21 protein-coding genes are annotated in these 18,659 nt (G+C 72.6%); 10 read left to right on the top strand and 11 right to left on the bottom strand.

Annotated features, from left to right (window positions below; genetic code table 11):
* The first annotated feature begins 30 nt into the window (after window positions 1-30).
* From ACRQ4B_RS00455 to ACRQ4B_RS00445, 3 genes are read left to right on the top strand one after another with little or no spacing between them, the layout of a single operon-like run.
* Window positions 31-1,356 carry an alpha-L-fucosidase gene (locus ACRQ4B_RS00455; RefSeq protein WP_439692771.1) on the top strand — a complete coding sequence of 442 codons (1,326 nt, stop codon included), beginning with the start codon at window positions 31-33 and terminating at the stop codon, window positions 1,354-1,356.
* On the top strand, window positions 1,356-1,679 hold the full coding sequence (locus ACRQ4B_RS00450; protein WP_439692770.1) for an L-rhamnose mutarotase: 324 nt from the start codon (window positions 1,356-1,358) through the stop codon (window positions 1,677-1,679). Before ACRQ4B_RS00455 ends, ACRQ4B_RS00450 begins: the two co-directional genes overlap by 1 nt.
* Window positions 1,676-2,635 carry an aldo/keto reductase gene (locus tag ACRQ4B_RS00445; RefSeq protein WP_439692769.1) on the top strand — a complete coding sequence of 320 codons (960 nt, stop codon included), beginning with the start codon at window positions 1,676-1,678 and terminating at the stop codon, window positions 2,633-2,635. Before ACRQ4B_RS00450 ends, ACRQ4B_RS00445 begins: the two co-directional genes overlap by 4 nt.
* Before the next feature lie 85 nt (window positions 2,636-2,720).
* On the opposite strand, the gene ACRQ4B_RS00440 is transcribed toward ACRQ4B_RS00445, so the two are convergent.
* The 6 genes from ACRQ4B_RS00440 to ACRQ4B_RS00415 all read right to left on the bottom strand — a co-directional run bounded on the left by ACRQ4B_RS00440 (window position 2,721) and on the right by ACRQ4B_RS00415 (window position 6,893).
* The gene (locus tag ACRQ4B_RS00440) at window positions 2,721-2,999 is read right to left on the bottom strand and encodes a GlsB/YeaQ/YmgE family stress response membrane protein (RefSeq protein WP_439692768.1); all 279 of its coding nucleotides are present in this window, start codon (window positions 2,997-2,999) and stop codon (window positions 2,721-2,723) included.
* A 91-nt stretch (window positions 3,000-3,090) separates the two neighbouring features.
* A complete protein-coding gene (locus ACRQ4B_RS00435; RefSeq protein ID WP_439692767.1) occupies window positions 3,091-3,768 on the bottom strand; it encodes a FadR/GntR family transcriptional regulator in 678 nt (225 codons plus the stop codon).
* 72 nt (window positions 3,769-3,840) lie between these two features.
* Window positions 3,841-4,596: an SDR family NAD(P)-dependent oxidoreductase gene (locus ACRQ4B_RS00430; protein ID WP_439694334.1), complete on the bottom strand. Its 756-nt coding sequence runs from the start codon at window positions 4,594-4,596 to the stop codon at window positions 3,841-3,843.
* On the bottom strand, window positions 4,596-5,465 hold the full coding sequence (locus tag ACRQ4B_RS00425; RefSeq protein WP_439692766.1) for a fumarylacetoacetate hydrolase family protein: 870 nt from the start codon (window positions 5,463-5,465) through the stop codon (window positions 4,596-4,598). The genes ACRQ4B_RS00430 and ACRQ4B_RS00425 overlap by 1 nt, the downstream gene beginning before the upstream one ends.
* 41 nt (window positions 5,466-5,506) lie before the next feature.
* Complete coding sequence (locus ACRQ4B_RS00420; RefSeq protein WP_439692765.1) at window positions 5,507-6,334, bottom strand: amidohydrolase family protein; 828 nt, start codon at window positions 6,332-6,334, stop codon at window positions 5,507-5,509.
* A 295-nt stretch (window positions 6,335-6,629) separates the two neighbouring features.
* A complete protein-coding gene (locus ACRQ4B_RS00415; protein ID WP_071295832.1) occupies window positions 6,630-6,893 on the bottom strand; it encodes a glutaredoxin family protein in 264 nt (87 codons plus the stop codon).
* A gap of 49 nt (window positions 6,894-6,942) precedes the next feature.
* Between ACRQ4B_RS00415 and ACRQ4B_RS00410 the strand changes: the two genes are divergently transcribed.
* The 6 genes from ACRQ4B_RS00410 to ACRQ4B_RS00385 all read left to right on the top strand — a co-directional run bounded on the left by ACRQ4B_RS00410 (window position 6,943) and on the right by ACRQ4B_RS00385 (window position 13,119).
* Complete coding sequence (locus ACRQ4B_RS00410; RefSeq protein WP_439692764.1) at window positions 6,943-8,628, top strand: adenosylhomocysteinase; 1,686 nt, start codon at window positions 6,943-6,945, stop codon at window positions 8,626-8,628.
* Complete coding sequence (locus ACRQ4B_RS00405) at window positions 8,625-10,037, top strand: amidohydrolase family protein (protein ID WP_439692763.1); 1,413 nt, start codon at window positions 8,625-8,627, stop codon at window positions 10,035-10,037. Before ACRQ4B_RS00410 ends, ACRQ4B_RS00405 begins: the two co-directional genes overlap by 4 nt.
* Window positions 10,034-10,531: a cupin domain-containing protein gene (locus ACRQ4B_RS00400; RefSeq protein WP_439692762.1), complete on the top strand. Its 498-nt coding sequence runs from the start codon at window positions 10,034-10,036 to the stop codon at window positions 10,529-10,531. The genes ACRQ4B_RS00405 and ACRQ4B_RS00400 overlap by 4 nt, the downstream gene beginning before the upstream one ends.
* A gap of 104 nt (window positions 10,532-10,635) precedes the next feature.
* Window positions 10,636-11,457, top strand: coding sequence for an ABC transporter substrate-binding protein (locus ACRQ4B_RS00395; protein WP_439692761.1), 822 nt, complete (start codon window positions 10,636-10,638; stop codon window positions 11,455-11,457).
* Between the two features lie 4 nt (window positions 11,458-11,461).
* Window positions 11,462-12,340 (top strand): amino acid ABC transporter permease, encoded by an 879-nt coding sequence (locus tag ACRQ4B_RS00390; RefSeq protein ID WP_439692760.1) that lies wholly within the window; start codon window positions 11,462-11,464, stop codon window positions 12,338-12,340.
* Window positions 12,337-13,119 (top strand): amino acid ABC transporter ATP-binding protein, encoded by a 783-nt coding sequence (locus ACRQ4B_RS00385; protein ID WP_439692759.1) that lies wholly within the window; start codon window positions 12,337-12,339, stop codon window positions 13,117-13,119. The genes ACRQ4B_RS00390 and ACRQ4B_RS00385 overlap by 4 nt, the downstream gene beginning before the upstream one ends.
* Window positions 13,120-13,308: 189 nt before the next feature.
* Here the strand turns inward: ACRQ4B_RS00385 and ACRQ4B_RS00380 are convergent, their stop codons facing one another.
* Complete coding sequence (locus ACRQ4B_RS00380; RefSeq protein ID WP_439692757.1) at window positions 13,309-14,274, bottom strand: NAD(P)H-quinone oxidoreductase; 966 nt, start codon at window positions 14,272-14,274, stop codon at window positions 13,309-13,311.
* Window positions 14,275-14,420: 146 nt separating this feature from the next.
* On the opposite strand from ACRQ4B_RS00380, the gene ACRQ4B_RS00375 reads away from it, so the two are divergent.
* On the top strand, window positions 14,421-14,885 hold the full coding sequence (locus ACRQ4B_RS00375; protein ID WP_439692756.1) for a hypothetical protein: 465 nt from the start codon (window positions 14,421-14,423) through the stop codon (window positions 14,883-14,885).
* A gap of 81 nt (window positions 14,886-14,966) precedes the next feature.
* Here the strand turns inward: ACRQ4B_RS00375 and ACRQ4B_RS00370 are convergent, their stop codons facing one another.
* From ACRQ4B_RS00370 to ACRQ4B_RS00355, 4 genes are read right to left on the bottom strand one after another with little or no spacing between them, the layout of a single operon-like run.
* Complete coding sequence (locus tag ACRQ4B_RS00370) at window positions 14,967-15,845, bottom strand: aldo/keto reductase (RefSeq protein ID WP_439692754.1); 879 nt, start codon at window positions 15,843-15,845, stop codon at window positions 14,967-14,969.
* 56 nt (window positions 15,846-15,901) lie between these two features.
* The gene (locus tag ACRQ4B_RS00365) at window positions 15,902-17,170 is read right to left on the bottom strand and encodes an FAD-dependent oxidoreductase (RefSeq protein WP_439692752.1); all 1,269 of its coding nucleotides are present in this window, start codon (window positions 17,168-17,170) and stop codon (window positions 15,902-15,904) included.
* A gap of 29 nt (window positions 17,171-17,199) precedes the next feature.
* On the bottom strand, window positions 17,200-17,676 hold the full coding sequence (locus ACRQ4B_RS00360; protein WP_439692751.1) for a DUF6264 family protein: 477 nt from the start codon (window positions 17,674-17,676) through the stop codon (window positions 17,200-17,202).
* Window positions 17,677-17,686: 10 nt separating this feature from the next.
* A complete protein-coding gene (locus tag ACRQ4B_RS00355; protein ID WP_439692749.1) occupies window positions 17,687-18,574 on the bottom strand; it encodes an HpcH/HpaI aldolase/citrate lyase family protein in 888 nt (295 codons plus the stop codon).
* Between the last annotated feature and the right edge of the window lie 85 nt (window positions 18,575-18,659).

Genomic DNA, 18,659 nt, shown 5'->3' with positions numbered 1-18,659 from the left:
GCTGCACTCCTGAAAGGAACACCGGCCACCATGACCATCACCGCACCCGCATCGCCGCAGGTCGACCACGACACCGACGGCATCCCCGCCTGGTTCACGCACGACCGGTTCGGCATGTTCATCCACTGGGGGCTGTACGCCCTGCCGGCCCGGCACGAGTGGGTGAAGAACCGCGAGCGGATCACCGACGAGGACTACCAGAAGTACTTCGACCACTTCGACCCGGACCTGTTCGACGCCGCCGACTGGGCTCGGCGTGCGCGGGAGGCCGGGATGAAGTACGTCGTCCTCACCACGAAGCACCACGAGGGCTTCGCGCTCTGGGACTCGGCGCTGACCGACTACAAGTCGACGAACACCCCGTTCGGCCGCGACATCGTCCGCGAGTTCGTCGACGCCGTCCGGGCCGAGGGGCTGCGGGTCGGCTTCTACCACTCGCTCATCGACTGGCACCACCCGGACTTCACCATCGACGGGGTGCACCCGCGGCGGGACGACGGCGACGCGGCGATCGCTGCGCTCAACGAAGGCCGCGACATGGCCCGGTACCGCTCGTACCTCCACGGTCAGGTGACGGAGCTGTTGTCCGACTACGGGCGGATCGACTACCTGTTCTACGACTTCTCGTACCGCGACAACGACCACGAGGACATCTGGGGCGGCAAGGGCCGCGACGACTGGGGCTCCGAGGAGCTGCTCGAACTGACCAGGCGGCTCCAGCCCGGCATCATCGTCAACGACCGGCTCGACCTGCCGGGCGACATCGTGACCCCGGAGCAGTACCAGCCGGACAAGCCGATGGAGGTCGACGGCGCCCAGGTGCCGTGGGAGGCCTGCCAGACGCTCAACGGATCGTGGGGCTACGACCGCGACAACCTGAACGTGAAGAGCACCGACCTGCTCGTCCGGATGCTCGTCGACGGGGTGTCGAACAACGGGAACATGCTCCTCAACGTCGGACCGACCGGACGCGGCGAGTTCGACGGGGTCGCCCGCACGGCGCTCGCCGGGATCGGCGACTGGATGCGCCGGCACGACCGGTCCGTGTACGGCGCCGGACCGTCCTCGTTCACCGCGCCGGCCGGCACCGTGTACACGCAGCGCGGCAACCGCCTGTACCTGCACCTGTTCACCTGGCCGTTCGAGCACGTGCACCTGCCCGACCTCGCCGGGAAGGTCGAGTACGCGCAGCTGCTGAACGATGCGTCCGAGATCCACTTCCGCGAGATCCCGCCGGGGACCCGGGCGCAGAACACCGGGCTGGGCGGGCAACCTGCCGGCACGCTGACGCTCATCCTGCCGATCGTCCGACCGGACGTCGCCGTGCCCGTCGTCGAGCTCTTCCTGCGCGACTGATGCAGCGCATCCTCTCGCGGACCCGGCTGCGGAGCGGGATGGAGGCGGAGTACGAACGCGTGCACGCCGCCGTCCCGCCCGCGCTCGCCGAACGGCTCCGGGCCGCCGGGGTGTCGAACTGGAGCATCTGGCGCGACGGACGGGACCTGGTCCACCTCATCGAGGTCGACGACTACCGCGCGATGCGCCGTGCGCTGGCCGACGACCCGGTCAACGCCGAGTGGCAGGCGGTCGTCAACCCGTTGCTCGAGGCCGACGACGACTACTCGGGGAACGACGACGGGGTCCCGCTCGTCTGGTCCCTGGCCGGACAGCGCTCGTGACGGAGCGCCTCGACCTCGACCGCGGCCCGTTCTGGTTCGGCGGCGCCGGCATCGGGAACCTGCTCCGGCCGGTGTCCGACGACGACGCCCGAGCGACCGTCGACGCCGCGTGGGACGCCGGCGTCCGTGGGTTCGACACCGCGCCGCACTACGGCCTCGGACTGTCCGAGCGCCGACTGGGGGCGGCGCTCGCCGCACGGCCGCGCGACGAGTACCTGGTGTCGACGAAGGTCGGCCGGGTACTGGTCCCCGGCCGGGGCGACGGCGACGACCTGGAGTCGGGCGGCTTCGCGGTGCCGGACGACCTCGTCCGGCAGTGGGACCCGTCCCCGGCCGGCGTGCGGCGCTCGCTCGACGACTCGCTCGGACGGCTCAGCCTCGACCGGGTGGACATCGCCTACCTGCACGACCCCGACGTGTACTCGTTGCGGGACGGGTTGACCCAGGCGCTGCCGACCCTCGCCGAGCTGCGGGACGAGGGCGTCGTCCGGGCGGTCGGCGTCGGGTCGAACTCGGTGGCCGCACTCGAAGCCGCGGTGTCCACCGGGCTGTGCGACGTCGTCATGCTCGCCGGTCGGTACACGCTGCTCGAGCAGCCGGCGGCGGCACTCGTCGCACGGTGCGAGGCGCTCGGCGTCGCCGTGGTGGCCGTCGGCGTCTACAACTCGGGCCTGCTCGGCGTCGACCGGCCGGGGCCCGGGGCGACGTACGACTACGCGACGGCCTCGACCGTACTGGTCGACCGGGCGAACGCGATCGCGGACGTCTGCGAACGGCACGGGGTCACGCTGCCGGCGGCGGCGCTGGCCTTCCCCCGTCGCGCTCCGGCGGTCCGGGCCATCGCCCTCGGCGCCCAGTCGGCGTCCCAGGTGCAGCAGAACGCCGCACGGGCCGCGGCGGACGTGCCCGAGGCGCTCTGGGACGACCTGCGCGCTGCGGGCCTGCTGGCCGGCTGACGCGACTGCGCCCCCGTACGAACAACGCGCCCCGTGTCTCCGGGGCGCGTTGTTCGTACGGGGGCGCGATGAGGCGCCGGTCGGCTCAGCGGGTCTTCGCCGAGCGACCCGCGAAGCGCGTGTAGACGAACAGCACGATGATCGCGCCGATGATCGACCCGATGATGCCGGCCGGCTGGAAGAAGCCGTCCATCGGGTCGTGCTGGAAGATCAGGAAGCCGAGGAAGCCCCCGACGAACGAACCGATGATGCCGAGCAGGATGGTCATCGGGATCGAGATGTGCTGCTTGCCGGGGATGACCAGTCGCGCGATGGCGCCGGCGATGAGTCCGATGATGATCAAGCTGATGATGAGACCGAGCACGGTTTCCTCCTCGTGGGTGCGGTTGCCGCGGCATGGTTGCCGGAGTCAAGGACCGACATCAGACCCAACACGCCCCTGCCTGGGCGCGTCCTCAGTCGAGCGAACGCCGGAGCCAGCGCTCGACGCCCTCGACGTGCGAGACGACCAACGCCTGCACGAGCTGCGGGTCCCGGCGGCGGATCGCGTCGACGATCGCCGCGTGCTCGTCGAGGGTGCGCTGGACCGAGCCGTTCTGCGTCAGGCCGCGCCACACCCGCACCCGCACCGTCTTGCTGGACAGGGCGTCCAACAGCCCGGACAGGTACTGGTTGCCGCCGATGCCCGCGATCGTCGAGTGGAACAGCAGGTCGTGCGCGACGAGCTCCTCGACGCCGGTGTCCTCGCCGACGGACTGCATCAGGGTCGCCAGGTCGTCGATCTGCTGCTCGGAGGCGCGGGCGGTCGCGAGGACGGCGGACGCGGGCTCGAGGATGCGGCGGACCTCGAGCAGGTCCACGAGGGAACGGTCGTGGTGCATGTCCACGACGAACGACACCGCTTCGAGCAGCACCCCCGGTTCGAGCGAGGTCACGTAGGTGCCGTCACCGCGGCGGACGTCGAGCACGCGGATGAGTTCGAGGGCCTTCACCGCTTCGCGGAGGCTGTTCCGGGACAGGCCGAGGGACTCGCTCAGCTCCTTCTCCGGCGGGAGGCGCTGCCCGGGCTGGAGTTCGCCGCTCACGATCATCTGCTGGATGCGCGCGATCGCGTCGTCGGTCAGCGAAGCCACGTCACCACCTCCTGCTCGACCCGGTCGCGGACGCGAGCGGACAAGACGACGATAGTCGTGCCTCCCGGCCCATCACGCGGGCCGGAGCCGCAGCGCCTGCATCCCGCCGTCGACCGCCAGGTCGACGCCCGTCGTCGACCGCGCGAGCGGACTCGTCAGGTACGCGACCGCCTCCGCGACCTCCTCGGGGGCGACGAGCCTGCCGTGCGGCTGACGCGCCTCCAGGGCGGAGCGCTCCGCCGCCGGGTCGGCGGCCGACGAGAGCAGCCGACCGACCCACGGGGTGTCCGCCGTGCCGGGGTTGACGGCGTTGACGCGGATGCCCTCGCGGAGGTGGTCCGCCGCCATCGCCCGGGTGAGTGCGGCGATCGCGCCCTTCGTGGCGGAGTACAGCGCCCGCTGGGGGAGCCCGGCGGTCGCCGCGATCGAGCACGTGTTCACGATGCTGGCGTTGCCGGACGCCCGCAGGTACGGCAGTGCGGCACGGGACAGCCGCACGGCGCCGAGGACGTTGACCTCGTACACCCGGCGCCACTCGTCGTCCGAGTTGTCCTCCACCGTGCCCTGCGCGCCGATGCCGGCGTTGTTCACCAGGACGTCCAGGCCGCCGAGGTGCTCGACGGCCGCGGCGACCGCTGCCCGGACCGACGCGTCGTCGCCGACGTCGCACGTCGCCGAGAACGTCCCGGCCACGGGGGAGGGCTGCAGGTCGAGCACGGCGACGGTCGCGCCGCGGTCCTGCAGCGCGGTGACGATCGCGGCGCCGATGCCGGACGCGCCACCGGTGACGACGGCCCGGACGCCGTCGTGGGACCCCATCCCGGCCATCACGCCGCCCCGATCGTCTGCCGCTGCGAACCGAGTCCGTCGGCCGACAGCTCGACGACGTCACCGGGCTGCAGGTACGGTGCACCGCTGCCGAGCGCGACGCCTGCCGGGGTGCCGGTGCTGATCACGTCGCCCGGGTACAGGACCATGAACTGCGAGAGGTACCGGACGATCTCCACCGGGCGGAAGACCATGTCCGCGGTGGAGCCGTCCTGGCGGACCTCGCCGTTCACGCTGAGACGGAGTCCGAGCGCGGTGGGGTCGAGGCCGGCGTCGACGAGCGACTCCGGCGTGGCGAGCACCGGCCCGAGCGGGTTGAACGTCTCGCAGGACTTGCCCTTGTCCCACTGGCCGCCGCGCTCGAGCTGGAACTCCCGCTCGGAGACGTCGTTGGCGATCGCGTAGCCGGCGATGCAGGCCTCGGCGTCCTGGTCGCTCGCGCAGTAGCGGGCGGTGCGGCCGATCACGACCGCGAGTTCGATCTCCCAGTCGGTCTTCGTGCTGCCGCGGGGGACCAGGACCTCGTCGTCGGGACCGATCACCGTCATCGGGTCCTTCATGAAGACGATCGGTTCGGTGGGGATGTCGGCACCGGTCTCGGCGGCGTGGTCGCGGTAGTTCAGCCCGATGCAGACGACCTTGCCCGGGCGGGCGACCGGGGCTCCCCGGCGCAGCGCGTCGGCGTCGGGGCGCGGGATCGGCGGGAGGTCGCCAGCGCTCCGGGCGCGCCGGACGGTGCCGACCGGGTCCGCCGCCAGGAACGGCCCGCTGACGTCGCCCGTGATGCTCCTGAGGTCGAGGACCTCGCCGTCGGTGTCGATGGCCACGGGGATCTCGCTCCCGACGGGGCCGAGTCGTGCGAACTGCATCGTTCCTCGCTCTCCTGCTGCGCCACTGCAGCGGAAACATCCTATGTCTGCGATGACGCTCCGGCAAGGTACACCCGCTCGGCGGTGTCGTGGAACACGGCGTCGCGTTCGGCGTCCGACAGGTCGGCGAGCGCCTGCTCGGTCGTCGACAGGACCGTGCCGTGGTCCGCGGCGAGCGTCGACACCGGCCAGTCGGAGCCGAACATCGAGCGGTCCGGCCCGAAGGTCTCCACTGCAGCACGGACGTACCGGGCGACCGGGCGGTGCTGCCAGTCCGCACCCGCCTCGGTGAGCAGCCCGGAGACCTTGCAGACGACGTTCGGTCGGGCGGCGAGGTCACGCATCCGGCCCACCCAGCCGGGATCGCCGGTGTCGATCGTCGGCTTTCCCGCGTGGTCGAGCACGAACGAACCGTCCGGCACGGCGTCGACCAGGGCGAGTGCGGCGTGGTGCTCCCGAGCGCGGACCAGCAGGTCGAACACGAGTCCGGCATCCGCGAGCGCACGGACGCCGCGAACCACGTCGGGGCGTGCGAGCCAGGACGGGTCGGGCTCGTCCTGCGCCTGGTGCCGGATGCCGACCAGGCGCGGGTGGGCGAGGGCCGACAGCCGGTCGGCGACGTCGGGCGCGGTCAGGTCGACCCAGCCGACGACACCGGTGACCGGAGCGGGCTGCGCGAGGAGCCAGGCGGTCTCGCCGGGGTCGTGCACCGCCTGCACGACGATCGTCCGCGTGACGTCGGTGTCCTGCGTGGCGGCCCGCAGGTCGTCCACGTCGAACCGGCGTCGGATCGGGGCGACGGAGTCGTCCATCCAGGGGTACGGCCGGGCTGCGGGGTCCCAGAGGTGGTGGTGAGCATCGATGATCACGCGGCCATCATGCCCGATTCATCCGATGTCCGCGCGGCCGCTCGTCACGCCCCGCGCGCAGCGCAACCTCAGGCCGGGAGGCGCGGCGCACGTCGGGCGCACACCGCGCCTCCCGGCCTGGTTGCGTTCCGACCCATCGCACGCGTCCTGGAAAGCGGAATCGCGCGTAGGTGGCCGGAAGATTCGGCCTCCTGTGCGCGAAACGACCCACCACGCGCGAAACGGCCCACCACGCGCGGAACGGCCCACCACGCGCGAAACGGCCCACCACGCGCGGAACGGCCGCCGGCCCGCGTCAGACGACGCCGGCGGCCTCGAGCTCCGAGCGCAGCTCCGCGTCGGACGGCTCGACGAAGTGCTTGCCGTTCGGGAGCACCACGACCGGGATGTTCTTCCGCCCGCTGATCTCCTCGGCACGGTCGGCGGCGGTCAGGTCCGCCTCGACGTCCACGTACTCGTAGTCGACCCCGAGGGTGTCGAGCAGCGCCTTGGAACGCCGGCAGTCGCGGCACCAGTCCGCACCGAACATGGTCACCTTGTCGAAGGATGCATCGCTCATGCCCAGAGAGTACGTCCGAGGGACCTCCCGTATTCCATACGATTGGACCATGCTGCCCGGACCCGACGCCGACACCCGCTCCTGGGCGTCCGCGGCCGTCCGGCGCTTCGCCGCCGCCACGAACCTGCTCGTCGCCGCACGCCGGTTCCGCGTCGTCGGCGGCGACCCCCGTGACGCCGCGGCCCTGCACGGTCTGCTCACCGGCCTGGGGGCCCGTCCGGCAGCGGACCACGAGCCGGTCGACCAGCTCTGGTGCCTCGGCTCGCCGGAGGAGTCGACGCCGGTCGTCGAGCGCGAGGCGGACCGTCCCCGTGGCGCCACCCTGGTCGTCATCGACGCCGGACGGCACGTGCCCGCCGTCGACGAGGACGCGTTCGGACCGGTGACGAGCGCACGCCCGGGGGTGCTCGGCGTGCCGGCGCTCTCCGACGACGTGTTCCTCGTGTCGACCGGCCGCGACCCCGAGGACGACCCCGCCGCCGAGGCCCGCCTGCGCTGGGCCCGCCGTTCGATGCCGGTGTCCCGCGCCGTCGCGGCCGAGCTCCGCGACGGCGGTCTGCTCCGGGGCACGCGCATCGGCGTGGCCATGTTCCTCGAGCCGAAGACCGCCGTGCTGAGCCTGCTCCTCCGGGACGCCGGCGCCGAGGTGGTCGTCTACGCCCACGCCGACGAGACCGACGACGCCGTCGCCGACGTGCTGCGGCACGCCGGGTTGCCGGTGCACGCGAGCAGCACCGCCACGCTCGCGGAACAGCAGGCACTCGCGCTGGCGATGCTCGACTCCCGGCCGCACATCCTGCTCGACGACGGTTCGCACCTGATCCGGCTTGCCCACCAGGAGCGCCCCGACCTGCTGCCGACGATGCTCGGCGCGGCGGAGGAGACGACGAGCGGCCTCCGGCCCCTGCGGGTGATGGCGGCCCGCGGCGAGCTCGGCATCCCCGTCGTCGCCGTGAACGACGCCCGCACCAAGACGTTCTTCGACAACCGGTACGGCACCGGGCAGTCCACCGTGTTCGCGGTGCTCGACCTGGTCGACGGGCTGCCGTCCGGCACGCACCGGGTCCGGCCGGGAGGCACGGCGGTCGTCGCCGGGTTCGGGCACGTCGGCGAGGGGGTCGCCCTGGTGCTCGCCGCGCTCGGCTTCCGGGTGACGGTCGCCGAGACCGACCCCGTCCGCGCCCTGCAGGCGCTGTTCGCCGGCCACGCCGTCGCCCCGCTCGCCGATGCCGTGCGGAGCGCCGACCTGGTGGTGAGCGCCACCGGTGTCGCCGACACCGTCACGCTGGACGTGCTGCGCGCGTGCGCGGACGGTGCCGTGGTCGCCGTCGCCGGCGGGGTGGACCAGGAGATCGCGATCGACGCCGCCGTCGCCGCTGGGGCGGTCCGGTCGCCTGTCAGCCGGAAGGTCGAGCGGTTCGCGTGGCCGGACGGGCACGCCGTGCTCGTGCTCGACGGCGGCGGGTGCATCAACATCACCGCGGCCGAGGGCAACCCGGTCGAGATCATGGACCTGTCGTTCGCCGCGCAGCTCGGCGCCGTGCGGATGCTCCTCGAACGCGGCGACGAGCTCGACCGCGCCGTCGTGCCGATCGACCCCGCGGTGGACGAGGCGACCGCCCGCACGGCGCTGACGGCGTTCGGGAGCCGAGCCGCGCCTCCCGGCCCCCTCGCCGAGCACCCGGCGGACCGCGAGCCGGACGTCCGGACGCACCGGTTCGGGGACCCGGCATGACCGCCGCACACCCCGTCACCGTGCACGCGGCGCGCGTCGTCGTGCCGATGACCGCGCCGCCGATCGCCGACGGCGCGGTGGCGGTGCAGGACGGCCGGATCCTGCACGTCGGCGACCGCTCGTGGGTCGTCGACCAGCTGGCGAGCGCTGGCACGCCGTTCACCGAGCGGCAGTGGCGAGGGGCGCTCCTGCCGGGGCTCGTGAACGCGCACTCGCACCTGCAGTACACCGGCATGGCCAGTGTCGGACGCCGCCAGTACGACGGATTCGAGGAGTGGGCGGCCGCGTTCAACGAGGACTACGCCGAACCCCACGACTGGCGAGCCGAGGCCGCGGCCGGCGCCGAGGCGTCGATCCTCGCCGGCGTGACGAGCATCGCGGACATCGTCACCGACATCGAGGCCTCCACCGTGCTGGCCGACGCCGGACTCGGCGGCATCGCCTACTGGGAGGTGATGGACTGGGAGAACGAGGCCTGGCAGACCCACGGCCGTGACCAGGTCCTCGCCGAACTCGAACGCGTCCCGACGACACCCGGCGCCGGGCTCTCGCCGCACGCGCCGTACTCGCTCGACGTCGCGCCCCTGCTCGAGCTCCCCGACATCGTCCGCCAGCGGGGGCTCCGGCTGCACCTGCACCTCGGCGAGGCGGCGTTCGAGGGGGAGCGCATCGCGCTCGGACCGGTGCCCGGCCTGGACGGCGTCGACGGCGTCGGACACGGCAGCGACTGGCACCTGGCGAACGTGCCGTCCTTCCGGGCGATGCGTGCGCTCGGGTTCGGGGCGAGTGCCACGGCGTTCGTCGACCGGCTCGGGGTGCTCGGTCCGGACTGCCACATCGCGCACGGGGTGTACATGACCGCGGCCGACCGAGCGCTGCTCCGGGCGCGAGGGACCGCCGTGGCGCTCTGCCCGCGGTCCAACGCCGTCATCGGACTCGACCCGCCGCCCGTCGCGGACTACCTGCGCGAGGGCAGTCCGATCGCGATCGGCACCGACTCGCTCTCGTCGTCGCCGTCGCTCGACCTGATGGCCGACGTCACCGCACTGCACCGCATCGCCCGCGCGCAGGGGTACGGCCACCGCGACCTGCACGAACGGCTCCTGGCCGCGGCGACCCTCGGCGGTGCGCACGCGATGGGTCTCGCGGTCGGGCCGGACCGCATCGGGCACCTCGCCGTCGGTGCCCGCGCCGACCTGGCCGTGTTCGACGTCGACGCCCGCACGGTGCCGGACGCCCTGGCCGAACTCGTCGAGGACGGTGCCGGCCGGGCGGTCGCGACCGTCATCCGCGGGGTGGTCCGGGCATCGTCGGGCGTCGTCACCGAACCGTCCCGCGCGGACACCCCCAGCACCGAACCGTCCCGCGCGGACTCCCCCAGCACCGCACCGTCCCAGGAGGAACGATGACCGAAACCGCACCCCGACCCGGCATGGTCGCCCGACGCACCGTGGACGGCGACCTGGTCGAGTGGCTCGACGTCCCGAAGCGCGCCGTCGCGCTCGGCATGGAACCGCACCCGGAGGGCGGCTGGTACGTCCGCACGTGGACCTCACCCGCGACGGTGTCGACGCCCGCCGGGGACCGCCCCGCGGCGACCCTCATCCACTTCCTGCTGCCCCCGGGCGAGGCGTCCGCCTGGCACCGGGTGACGAGCGACGAGATCTGGATGTGGCACGGCCCGGACACCGTCGAGCTGCAGCTCGGTGGGTCCGGTGACGCGCCGGAGCCCGGGGCCACGATCACCCTCGGGCCGGACGCCGGGCGCGACCGGGTCAACGACGCGCAGGCGTTCGTCCGCGGGGGCGTGTGGCAGCGGACCGTGCCCGGCGACGGCGAAGTGCTGCTCAGCTGCCTGGTGTCGCCGGGCTTCTCGTTCGAGGACTTCACGCTCGCCGACTGATCAGCGGTGGGCCATCGGAGCGCGGCCCGACTCCCGTTTCGCCGTGGTATCCCACTCCGAAGTACACTTCCCCTGCCCCCACCCCCTCGCACGAAGGCCCGACCGTGACCCGATCCCTCCGTCTCACCCTCGCCGTCGCGACCGCCGCGGTCGCCGCACTCGCCCTGTCCGCCTGCGCCACCGGCAGCAGCAGCAACAGCGACGGCACCGTCACCGACGGCAAGCTCACGATCGCGACCGGCCAGCCGGCCTACTCGCCGTGGGTGGAGGACAACAAGCCGCAGTCCGGCAAGGGCTTCGAGTCGGCGGTGGCCTACGCCGTCGCGAAGGAGATGGGCTACGCGAAGTCGGACGTGGTCTGGAAGCGCAGCACCTTCGACAGTGCGATCGCTCCGGGCCCGAAGGACTGGGACCTCAACGTCCAGCAGTTCTCGATCGACGCGAAGCGCAAGAAGGCGGTCGACATGTCGAGCGCCTACTACACGACCACGCAGGCCGTCGTGACGACCGAGAAGTCGAAGGCCGTCGACCACACGACGATCGCGCAGCTCAAGGGCGACGCCATCGGTGTGGCCACCGGTTCGACGAGCATCCAGAGCGTGAAGAGCGTGCTCGGCGTCACCCCGCAGGTCTTCAACTCGAACGACGACGCCGTCCTGGCGCTGAAGTCGGGCCAGATCGACGCGATCGTCACCGACCTGCCGACGGCGTTCTACATGGCGGCCGCGCAGCTCGACGACGGCACCGTGTCGGCGCAGTTCCCGGCGGACGGCAAGGGCGACCAGTTCGGGTTCGTGCTGCCGAAGGGCTCGAAGCTCACGAGCAAGGTCGACACGGCCCTCGCCGCGCTCGAGAAGGACGGCACGCTGCAGGACCTGCAGACCGAGTGGCTGTCCTCGAAGACGAACACCCCGGTCCTGAAGTAGCCGCATGACCGTCCCCGCAGGCGCCGGCACCCCGGTGGCCGCTCCCGTGCCGAGCCAGGTCGAGCTCGGGCGCCGGCTGTACCGTCGGCAGCGCGGACGCCGGTCGATCGTGGTGTCCGTCGCGTCCACGCTGGTCGTCGTCGCGATCGTCTACTTCGGGGTCGTGAACACACCGGGCTGGGCCGCGGTGCAGCAGTCGTTCTTCGACCCGCAGACCGCGATCGACAGCTTCCCGGACATCCTGCTGGGCCTCTGGCTGAACGTCCGCATCCTGTTCTTCAGCGCGATCGGCGTCGCGGTGTTCGGCACGCTGCTCGCGGTCGTCCGTGGCCTGCAGAGCCCGGTGTTCTTCCCGCTCCGGATGCTCGCCACCGGGTACACCGACCTGTTCCGCGGCCTGCCGCTCATCATCGTCCTGTACCTGGTCGGCTACGGGATACCCGGCCTCGGCGTCTTCCCGCGGCTCCCTGCGGAGGTCTGGGGCACCATCGCGATCATCCTGACGTACTCGTCGTACATCGCCGAGGTGCTCCGCGCCGGCATGGAGGCCGTGCACCCCTCGCAGCGCCTCGCCGCCCGGTCGCTCGGTCTCTCGCACGCGAAGACGCTCCGGCTCGTGGTGCTGCCGCAGGCGATCCGGAAGGTCACGCCGGCCCTCATGAACGACTTCGTGTCGATGCAGAAGGACGTCGGGCTGGTGTCGATCCTCGGTGCCGTCGACGCGGTCCGGTCCGCGCAGATCGCGCAGGCCGAGACCTACAACTTCACGCCGTACTTCGTCGCCGGGCTGCTGTTCGTGGTGATCAGCCTGCCGCTGATCCGCGTCACGGACGCGATCGCCCGTCGCCAGCAGCGGCGCGAGCAGATCGGAGGGACCGTGTGAGGGACACCGAGTCCGGCCAGGAGGCCCGGATCACCGCCGACACGTCAGCCCCGGTCCTGGAGCTGCGCGGGGTGCGCAAGGCGTTCGGCGAGCACGAGGTCCTGCGCGGCATCGACCTGACGCTGCACCGCCACGAGGTCATCTGCGTCATCGGGGCGTCCGGCTCCGGCAAGTCGACGCTCCTCAAGACGGTGAACCTGCTCGAGGGCATCGACGACGGCGAGATCCTGCTGCAGGGCGCCGACATCGCGGACCCGCGGGTCGACGTCGACGCCACCCGGGCCCGGATCGGCGTGGTCTTCCAGCAGTTCAACCTGTTCCCGCACATGAGCGTGCTGGACAACGTGACGCTCGCGTCGCGGCAGGTGCACGGCGTCGGCCGGGCCGAGTCCGAGGCGACCGCGCGTCGCCTGCTCGAGCGGATCGGGCTGGCGGACTTCGCCGGCGCCTACCCGGACCGGCTCTCCGGCGGGCAGCAGCAGCGCGTGGCCATCGTCCGGGCGATCGCGTCCGACCCGGAGCTGCTCCTGCTCGACGAGGTGACGAGCGCCCTGGACCCGATGCTGGTCGGCGAGGTGCTCGACCTCGTCACGGAGCTCAAGCGGCAGGGCTCGACGATCCTGATGACCACGCACGAGATGCACTTCGCGCGGAACGTCGCCGACCGCATCGTGTTCCTGCACCGCGGGGAGGTCGTGGAGCAGGGCGCGCCGTCCGACGTCCTCGACGCCCCGACGCACCCTGCCCTCGTGGAGTTCCTCGCCCGCGTCCACGCCTAGCCCGCGTCCACGCCGAGCACGCGTCCACGCCAACCTCACGTCCTCGCCGAGCACGCACGACCTCGCACCGTGCGGGGTGCGCTCCCCACCGTGCGCGGTGCCGACCAGTGTGCGAGGCCCTCGGCATCCCACACAGCGCGGAACCTCGCACACTGCGGCGCACGCCGCCGCCGCCCGCCCGACCGACCGCTACGGCGTCAGCAGCACCTTCCCGACGACCTCGCCGTCACGGACCCGACGGTGCGCCTCCGCCGCGTCGGCGAGGGGCAGCACGGAGTCCACGACCGGACGGACCCGACCGCCCGCGACGAGCGGCCAGACGTTGTACCGGACGGCCTCCACGATCGCGGCCTTCTCGGCGAGGGGCCGGGCCCGCAGGGTCGTCGCGCTGATCGTCGCGCGCTTGCGCATCATCGTGCCGAAGTCGAGCTCGCCCGTGCGCCCGCTGCCCGAGGCGATCACGGCGATGTGCCCGTTCGTCGCCAGGACCTCCAGGTTCCGGCCGAGGTACTCCGGCCCGACGACGTCGAGCACCACGTCGACCCCGCGGCCACCGGTGAACTCGAGCGTCCGCGCGACGAAGTCCTCCGAGCGGTGGTCGATCACGAGGTCCGCGCCGAGCTCCTCGGACGCCCGGACCTTCCGCGCACCGCCCGACGTCGCGATGACGGTCGCCCCGAGCGCCTTCGCCCACAGCACCGCGTGCGACCCCATCCCGCCGGTCCCGCCGTGCACGAGGAGCGTCTGCCCCGGGCGGAGACCGGCGAGCATGCCGATGTTCGAGTAGACCGTGCAGGCGGCCTCCGGCAGCGCCGCCGCCTCGACGAGGTCGATGCCCTCCGGCACGGGCAGGACCTGGGTGACCGGTGCGACCACCAGCGTGGCGTAGCCCCCGCCGGAGAGCAGCGCGCAGACGCGGTCGCCGACCGCGAAGCCGTGCACGTCCGGGCCGAGCGCGCGGACGGTCCCGGAGACCTCCAGCCCGAGGACGTCGGAGGCGCCGGGCGGCGGCGGGTAGTTCCCGGCGACCTGCTGCAGGTCCGCGTTGTTGACCCCGGCGGCGGCGACCTCGATGAGCACCTCGCCCGTCGCCGGCTCCGGGTCCGGTCGGTCGTCGAGGTGCAGGGATCCGTGGTCGGGCGTGATGGCGCGCATGCCCTCGACGGTACGCTCCCCGACCCCACCGCCCGTCGTGCGTGCCGACGATCCGCCGGTCGGACCTGTGGGTCCCCGATGTACGCTCGACTCGGATCCGCGCCCTGTCCGAGGGGAGCGGTCAGATCTCGGGGGGACCCACAACCATGCGCTCGAAGCTCGTACCGCTCGCCACGGCCGCCATCGCCGTCGCACTCCTCGCCGGTTGCTCCACCGGCGGCTCCGGCAAGGGCGGCGACGCCACGCCCGTCGCCAAGGAGACCAAGTCGCAGTCGAAGACCGAGGCCTGCGACACCTTCAGCTCCGAGGTGGCGGACGCCTCGAAGGGCCTGCAGTCGCAGGTCACCGAGCTCCAGAGCGACCCGAAGGCGGCGATCGCGAAGCTCGACGAGCTGAACGCCACGCTCAAGGACAGCGCGTCGAAGGTCACCAACTCCGAGGTGAAGCCGAAGACGGACGCGTTCGCCGGTGCGTTCGCCGACTTCGTCTCGAAGACGGAGAGCCTGGCCGCCGCGAAGGACGCGTCGGCGCTCTCGTCGTCGGGCTTCACCGATGCGCTCGAGAAGCTGCAGACGACGGGCAAGGAGTTCCAGGACGTCTGCCAGCCCTGACCGACGTTCGTCGCTGACGGACGGGAGGCGCGGTGCCGGCCGGCACCGCGCCTCCCGTCCGTCAGGGGGTCCCGCCGAGCGCTACGCGGCGGCCGGCTGCGACGCGTCGAGTCGCGCGACGTCCTCCGGACGCAGCTTCACGGTCGCGGCCGTCACCGAGTCGAGGATCGACTGGGGACGGGACGCACCCGGGATCGGGACGACGACGTCGCTCTGCTGCAGCTCCCACGCCAGGGCGATCACCTGCGGGGTGACCCCACGGTCCCGGGCGATGTACGCGAAGTCCTCGTAGGCCGTCCCGAGCTGCGCGGCACTCGCGATGCCGCCGAGGGGGCTCCACGGCAGGAACGCGATCCCGAGCTCGTCGCAGAGCCGGAGTTCGGGCTCGCTCGAACGGAACCTCGGCGAGAACTGGTTCTGCACCGAGGCCAGTCGGCCGTCCAGGACCTCGTTCGCCGTGCGGATCTGGTCGGGGTCGGCGTTCGAGATGCCCGCCATCCGGATGACGCCCTCGTCGAGCAGCTCCGCGAGGGCTCCGATCGACTCGGCGTACGGCACGGCGGGGTCCGGCCGGTGGAACTGGTACAGGCCGATCGTCTCGACGCCGAGGCGCTTCGCGGACGCCTTCGCAGCCTGCTTCAGGTACTCCGGGTGGCCGTTCTGCGCCCACGCGCCGGCCTCGGGACGGAGGTGTCCGCCCTTCGTGGCGATCAGGACGTCGTCCGCCGGACCGTGGAACTCGCGCACCGCACGGGCGATGAGCTCCTCGTTGTGCCCCACCTCGTCGTGGGCGGCCAGGTGGTACGCGTCGGCGGTGTCGATGAGGGTGACGCCGGCCTCGAGTGCGGCGTGGATCGTGGCGATCGCCTGCCGTTCGTCCGGGCGACCCTCGATGGACATGGGCATCCCGCCCAGCCCGATCGCGCTGACCGACACGTCTCCGATGACTCGTTGCTTCATGCGCCCAGCATGCGCCGGGACCCCGGCACCGCGCCCAGTCTCGCTCGGGGACGACGTCAGCGCCGAGCCCAGGCCGGTGCGTGCTCGGGCAGCGGACCGAACGCGATGCCGCAGGCGTAGAGGCCGCGCACCGGCGGTACCGACCGGGCGAGCAGGACGGGCAGCTTCGGCGGCCCCGCCTGCAGCCTCCCGGCGAAGGCACGCTCGAACACCACGCGGTGCAGCACGCCCTGCGCGGTCTGGACCACCCGTGCGGGCACGGACCGCCGCCGCTGCACCGCGGCGAGCGCCGCGTCGAGTCCGGCGCCGCGGTGGCCCGACCGCAGCGCGGGCACCAGGATCGCGGCGGTGGCGACGGCGTCCTGCACGGCCAGGTTGATGCCGACACCGCCGGCCGGGGACATCGCGTGCGCGGCGTCCCCGATGCAGAGCAGGCCGGGCCGCCACCACCGGGTCAGCCGGTCCATCCGGACGTCGAGCACGTGCACGTCGTCCATCGAACCGATCGCGTCGACCCGTCCGGCGAAGTCCGGCCGGAGCCGCGCGACCCGCTGGCGGAAGGCGGCGACGCCCTCGGCACGGAGGGCCGGGTCGGAGCCCTTCGGCGCGAAGTACGCGACCTGGTGGTAGTCCGGTCGCGGGAAGCTCAGCAGGACGTCGGTGCCGGCGAACGCGGGCACGAGCGCGGTCGCCGCGTCACCGGGTTCGCGGGGGAGTCGGAACCACCACGTGTCGAACGGCACCGGGAACGAGCGTGGGTGGAGACCTGCGGCCGTCCGGAGGACCGAGTCGCGGCCGTCGCAGGCGATGACGACGTCGGCGCGGAGCTCCTCGGCGTCGCCGTCGTCGTCGCCCGGGGTGCGGACGTCCCGGTACGGGCGCAGGTGCACACCGGTCACCACGCCGTTCTCCTCGATGGTCCCGGTCGCGGCGAGCCCCGTGGAGATCGCGAACGAGGGCTCCTCACGGGCTGCCGTGACGAGCAGGTCGAGCAGGTCCCACTGCGGCACCATCGCGACGTGGTCGTAGGGCGGCCGCAGGCGCGAGAAGTCGCCGAGCAGCACACGCGAACCGTCCGGCATCGGCAGGGAGAAGTCGTCCAGGCGGGACTGCGGGAGCGCCGCGAACCGGTCGCCGAGCCCGAGTTCGTCGAGCAGCCGGATCGTCGACGCGTGCACGGTGTCGCCGCGGAAGTCCCGGTTGAAGTCGTCGTGCTTCTCGACGACCCGCACGGCGATGCCCGCCCGGGCCAGCAGCAGGCCGAGGACCACACCGGCGGGGCCGCCACCGACCACCGCGACCGTCGTCCGCGAGACCGTCACCATGTCCCGGACGCTACCCCGGTGTCGGCGCGTCAGGCGGAGGTGCCGGTGGAACTCGAGGTGGCCCCCGCGTCCGCGGCGCCGGCGAACACGACGCCGCCCCACGTGATCACCGCGATCGCGAGCACGAAGCCGATCGCCGCGATCCACCACGACGACCGCCGTCGGATCCACGCGCCGATCGCCAGCACGACGGTCGCGACGCCGATCACGAACGCCCCGCCGACGGCGATCGCGGTGCCGCCGACGTACGCCCCCGGCGAGCAGCCCGCCGACGCGTCGCAGCTCGCCGTGGCGGAGATCACGGCGATGATGCCGACGACCGCGGCGACGATCGTCATCACGGCACCGAACGCCAGCAGGAGCACGGTCGAGATCCGGTCGGCGAGTTTCGCCGCCGGGAACAACGTCGTGCCGCCGCGCTCCCAGGCCGCGCGCTGCGGGTCGCCGGGACCGGAACCGGGGGGCGTGGACTGCGGCGGACCGCCGGGGACGTTCGACCAGGTCATGGGTGCAGTCCTACCGTGCCTCGACGCCGAACGCCTGAGCGAGCCGCTGGATCTTCTGCGCACGGCCGAGTCGGGGCAGGTCGGAGCCGTCGCGGATGACCTTGCCGCGGGCCTCGAAGTCGTCGAGGAAGTCCTGCGCCCAGGCGACGTCGGTCGGCGTCGGGGAGATGACCTCGTTGATGACGGGCAGCTGCTCGGTGTCGAGGCAGAGCTTGCCGGTCAGCCCGAGCGACACCGCGACCTGCGACTGCTCGCGGAGGATCGGGTGCGACGACCCCACCGTCGGGCCGTCGATCGGGCCGGGCAGGTTCCCGACGCGGGACGCGACGACGAGCTTCGACCGCGGGTACGCCATCGCGAGCGTGTCCGCCGAGGTGCCGGTGTCGCGCCGGTAGTCGCCGGAGCCGAAGGCGAGTCGGAACGCGCCCTGCGCCTTCGCGATCGACACGGACTCCTCGATGCCGAGCGCCGACTCGACGAGGGCGATCACCGGGGTCTGCCCGCCGAGCCGGTGCCACGTGTCGGTGACCTGCGCCGGGGACTCCGTCTTCGCGAGCATCACGCCCTGCAGCCCGGGCAGCCCGCGGAGCTCCTCGACGTCGTCCGCCCAGAAGTCGGTCGTCACGTCGTTGATCCGCACCCAGGCCTCGCCGCCGCCGGCCAGCCACGCGGCGACGCCCTGGCGCGCGGACGGCTTGGCGGCGGGGTCGACGGCGTCCTCGATGTCGAGGATGATCTGGTCGGCCCGGGACCGCTGGGACTTCTCGAACCGGTCGGTCGCGGTGCCGGAGACGAGCAGCCACGAGCGGGAGATCTCGGCGGGGACCGATCGACGCCGGTTCGGCACCTGGGGTGCCGGCGCAGGGGTGGACGGAGCGGTGCGGTCGTCGATGGCCATGCCCCGTTGGTACCACATCGGGTCGCCCGGCTTCGCATCGCGGCGGCCCGGAAACCCGGAAACCTCGGTTCATTGCCAGAGAGGC

This window comes from Curtobacterium sp. SP.BCo (assembly GCF_051903265.1).
In the GTDB taxonomy this organism is placed as follows: domain Bacteria; phylum Actinomycetota; class Actinomycetes; order Actinomycetales; family Microbacteriaceae; genus Curtobacterium.
Note: the sequence above shows the minus strand (reverse complement) of the source record. Positions and strands in the feature narration are given on the sequence as shown.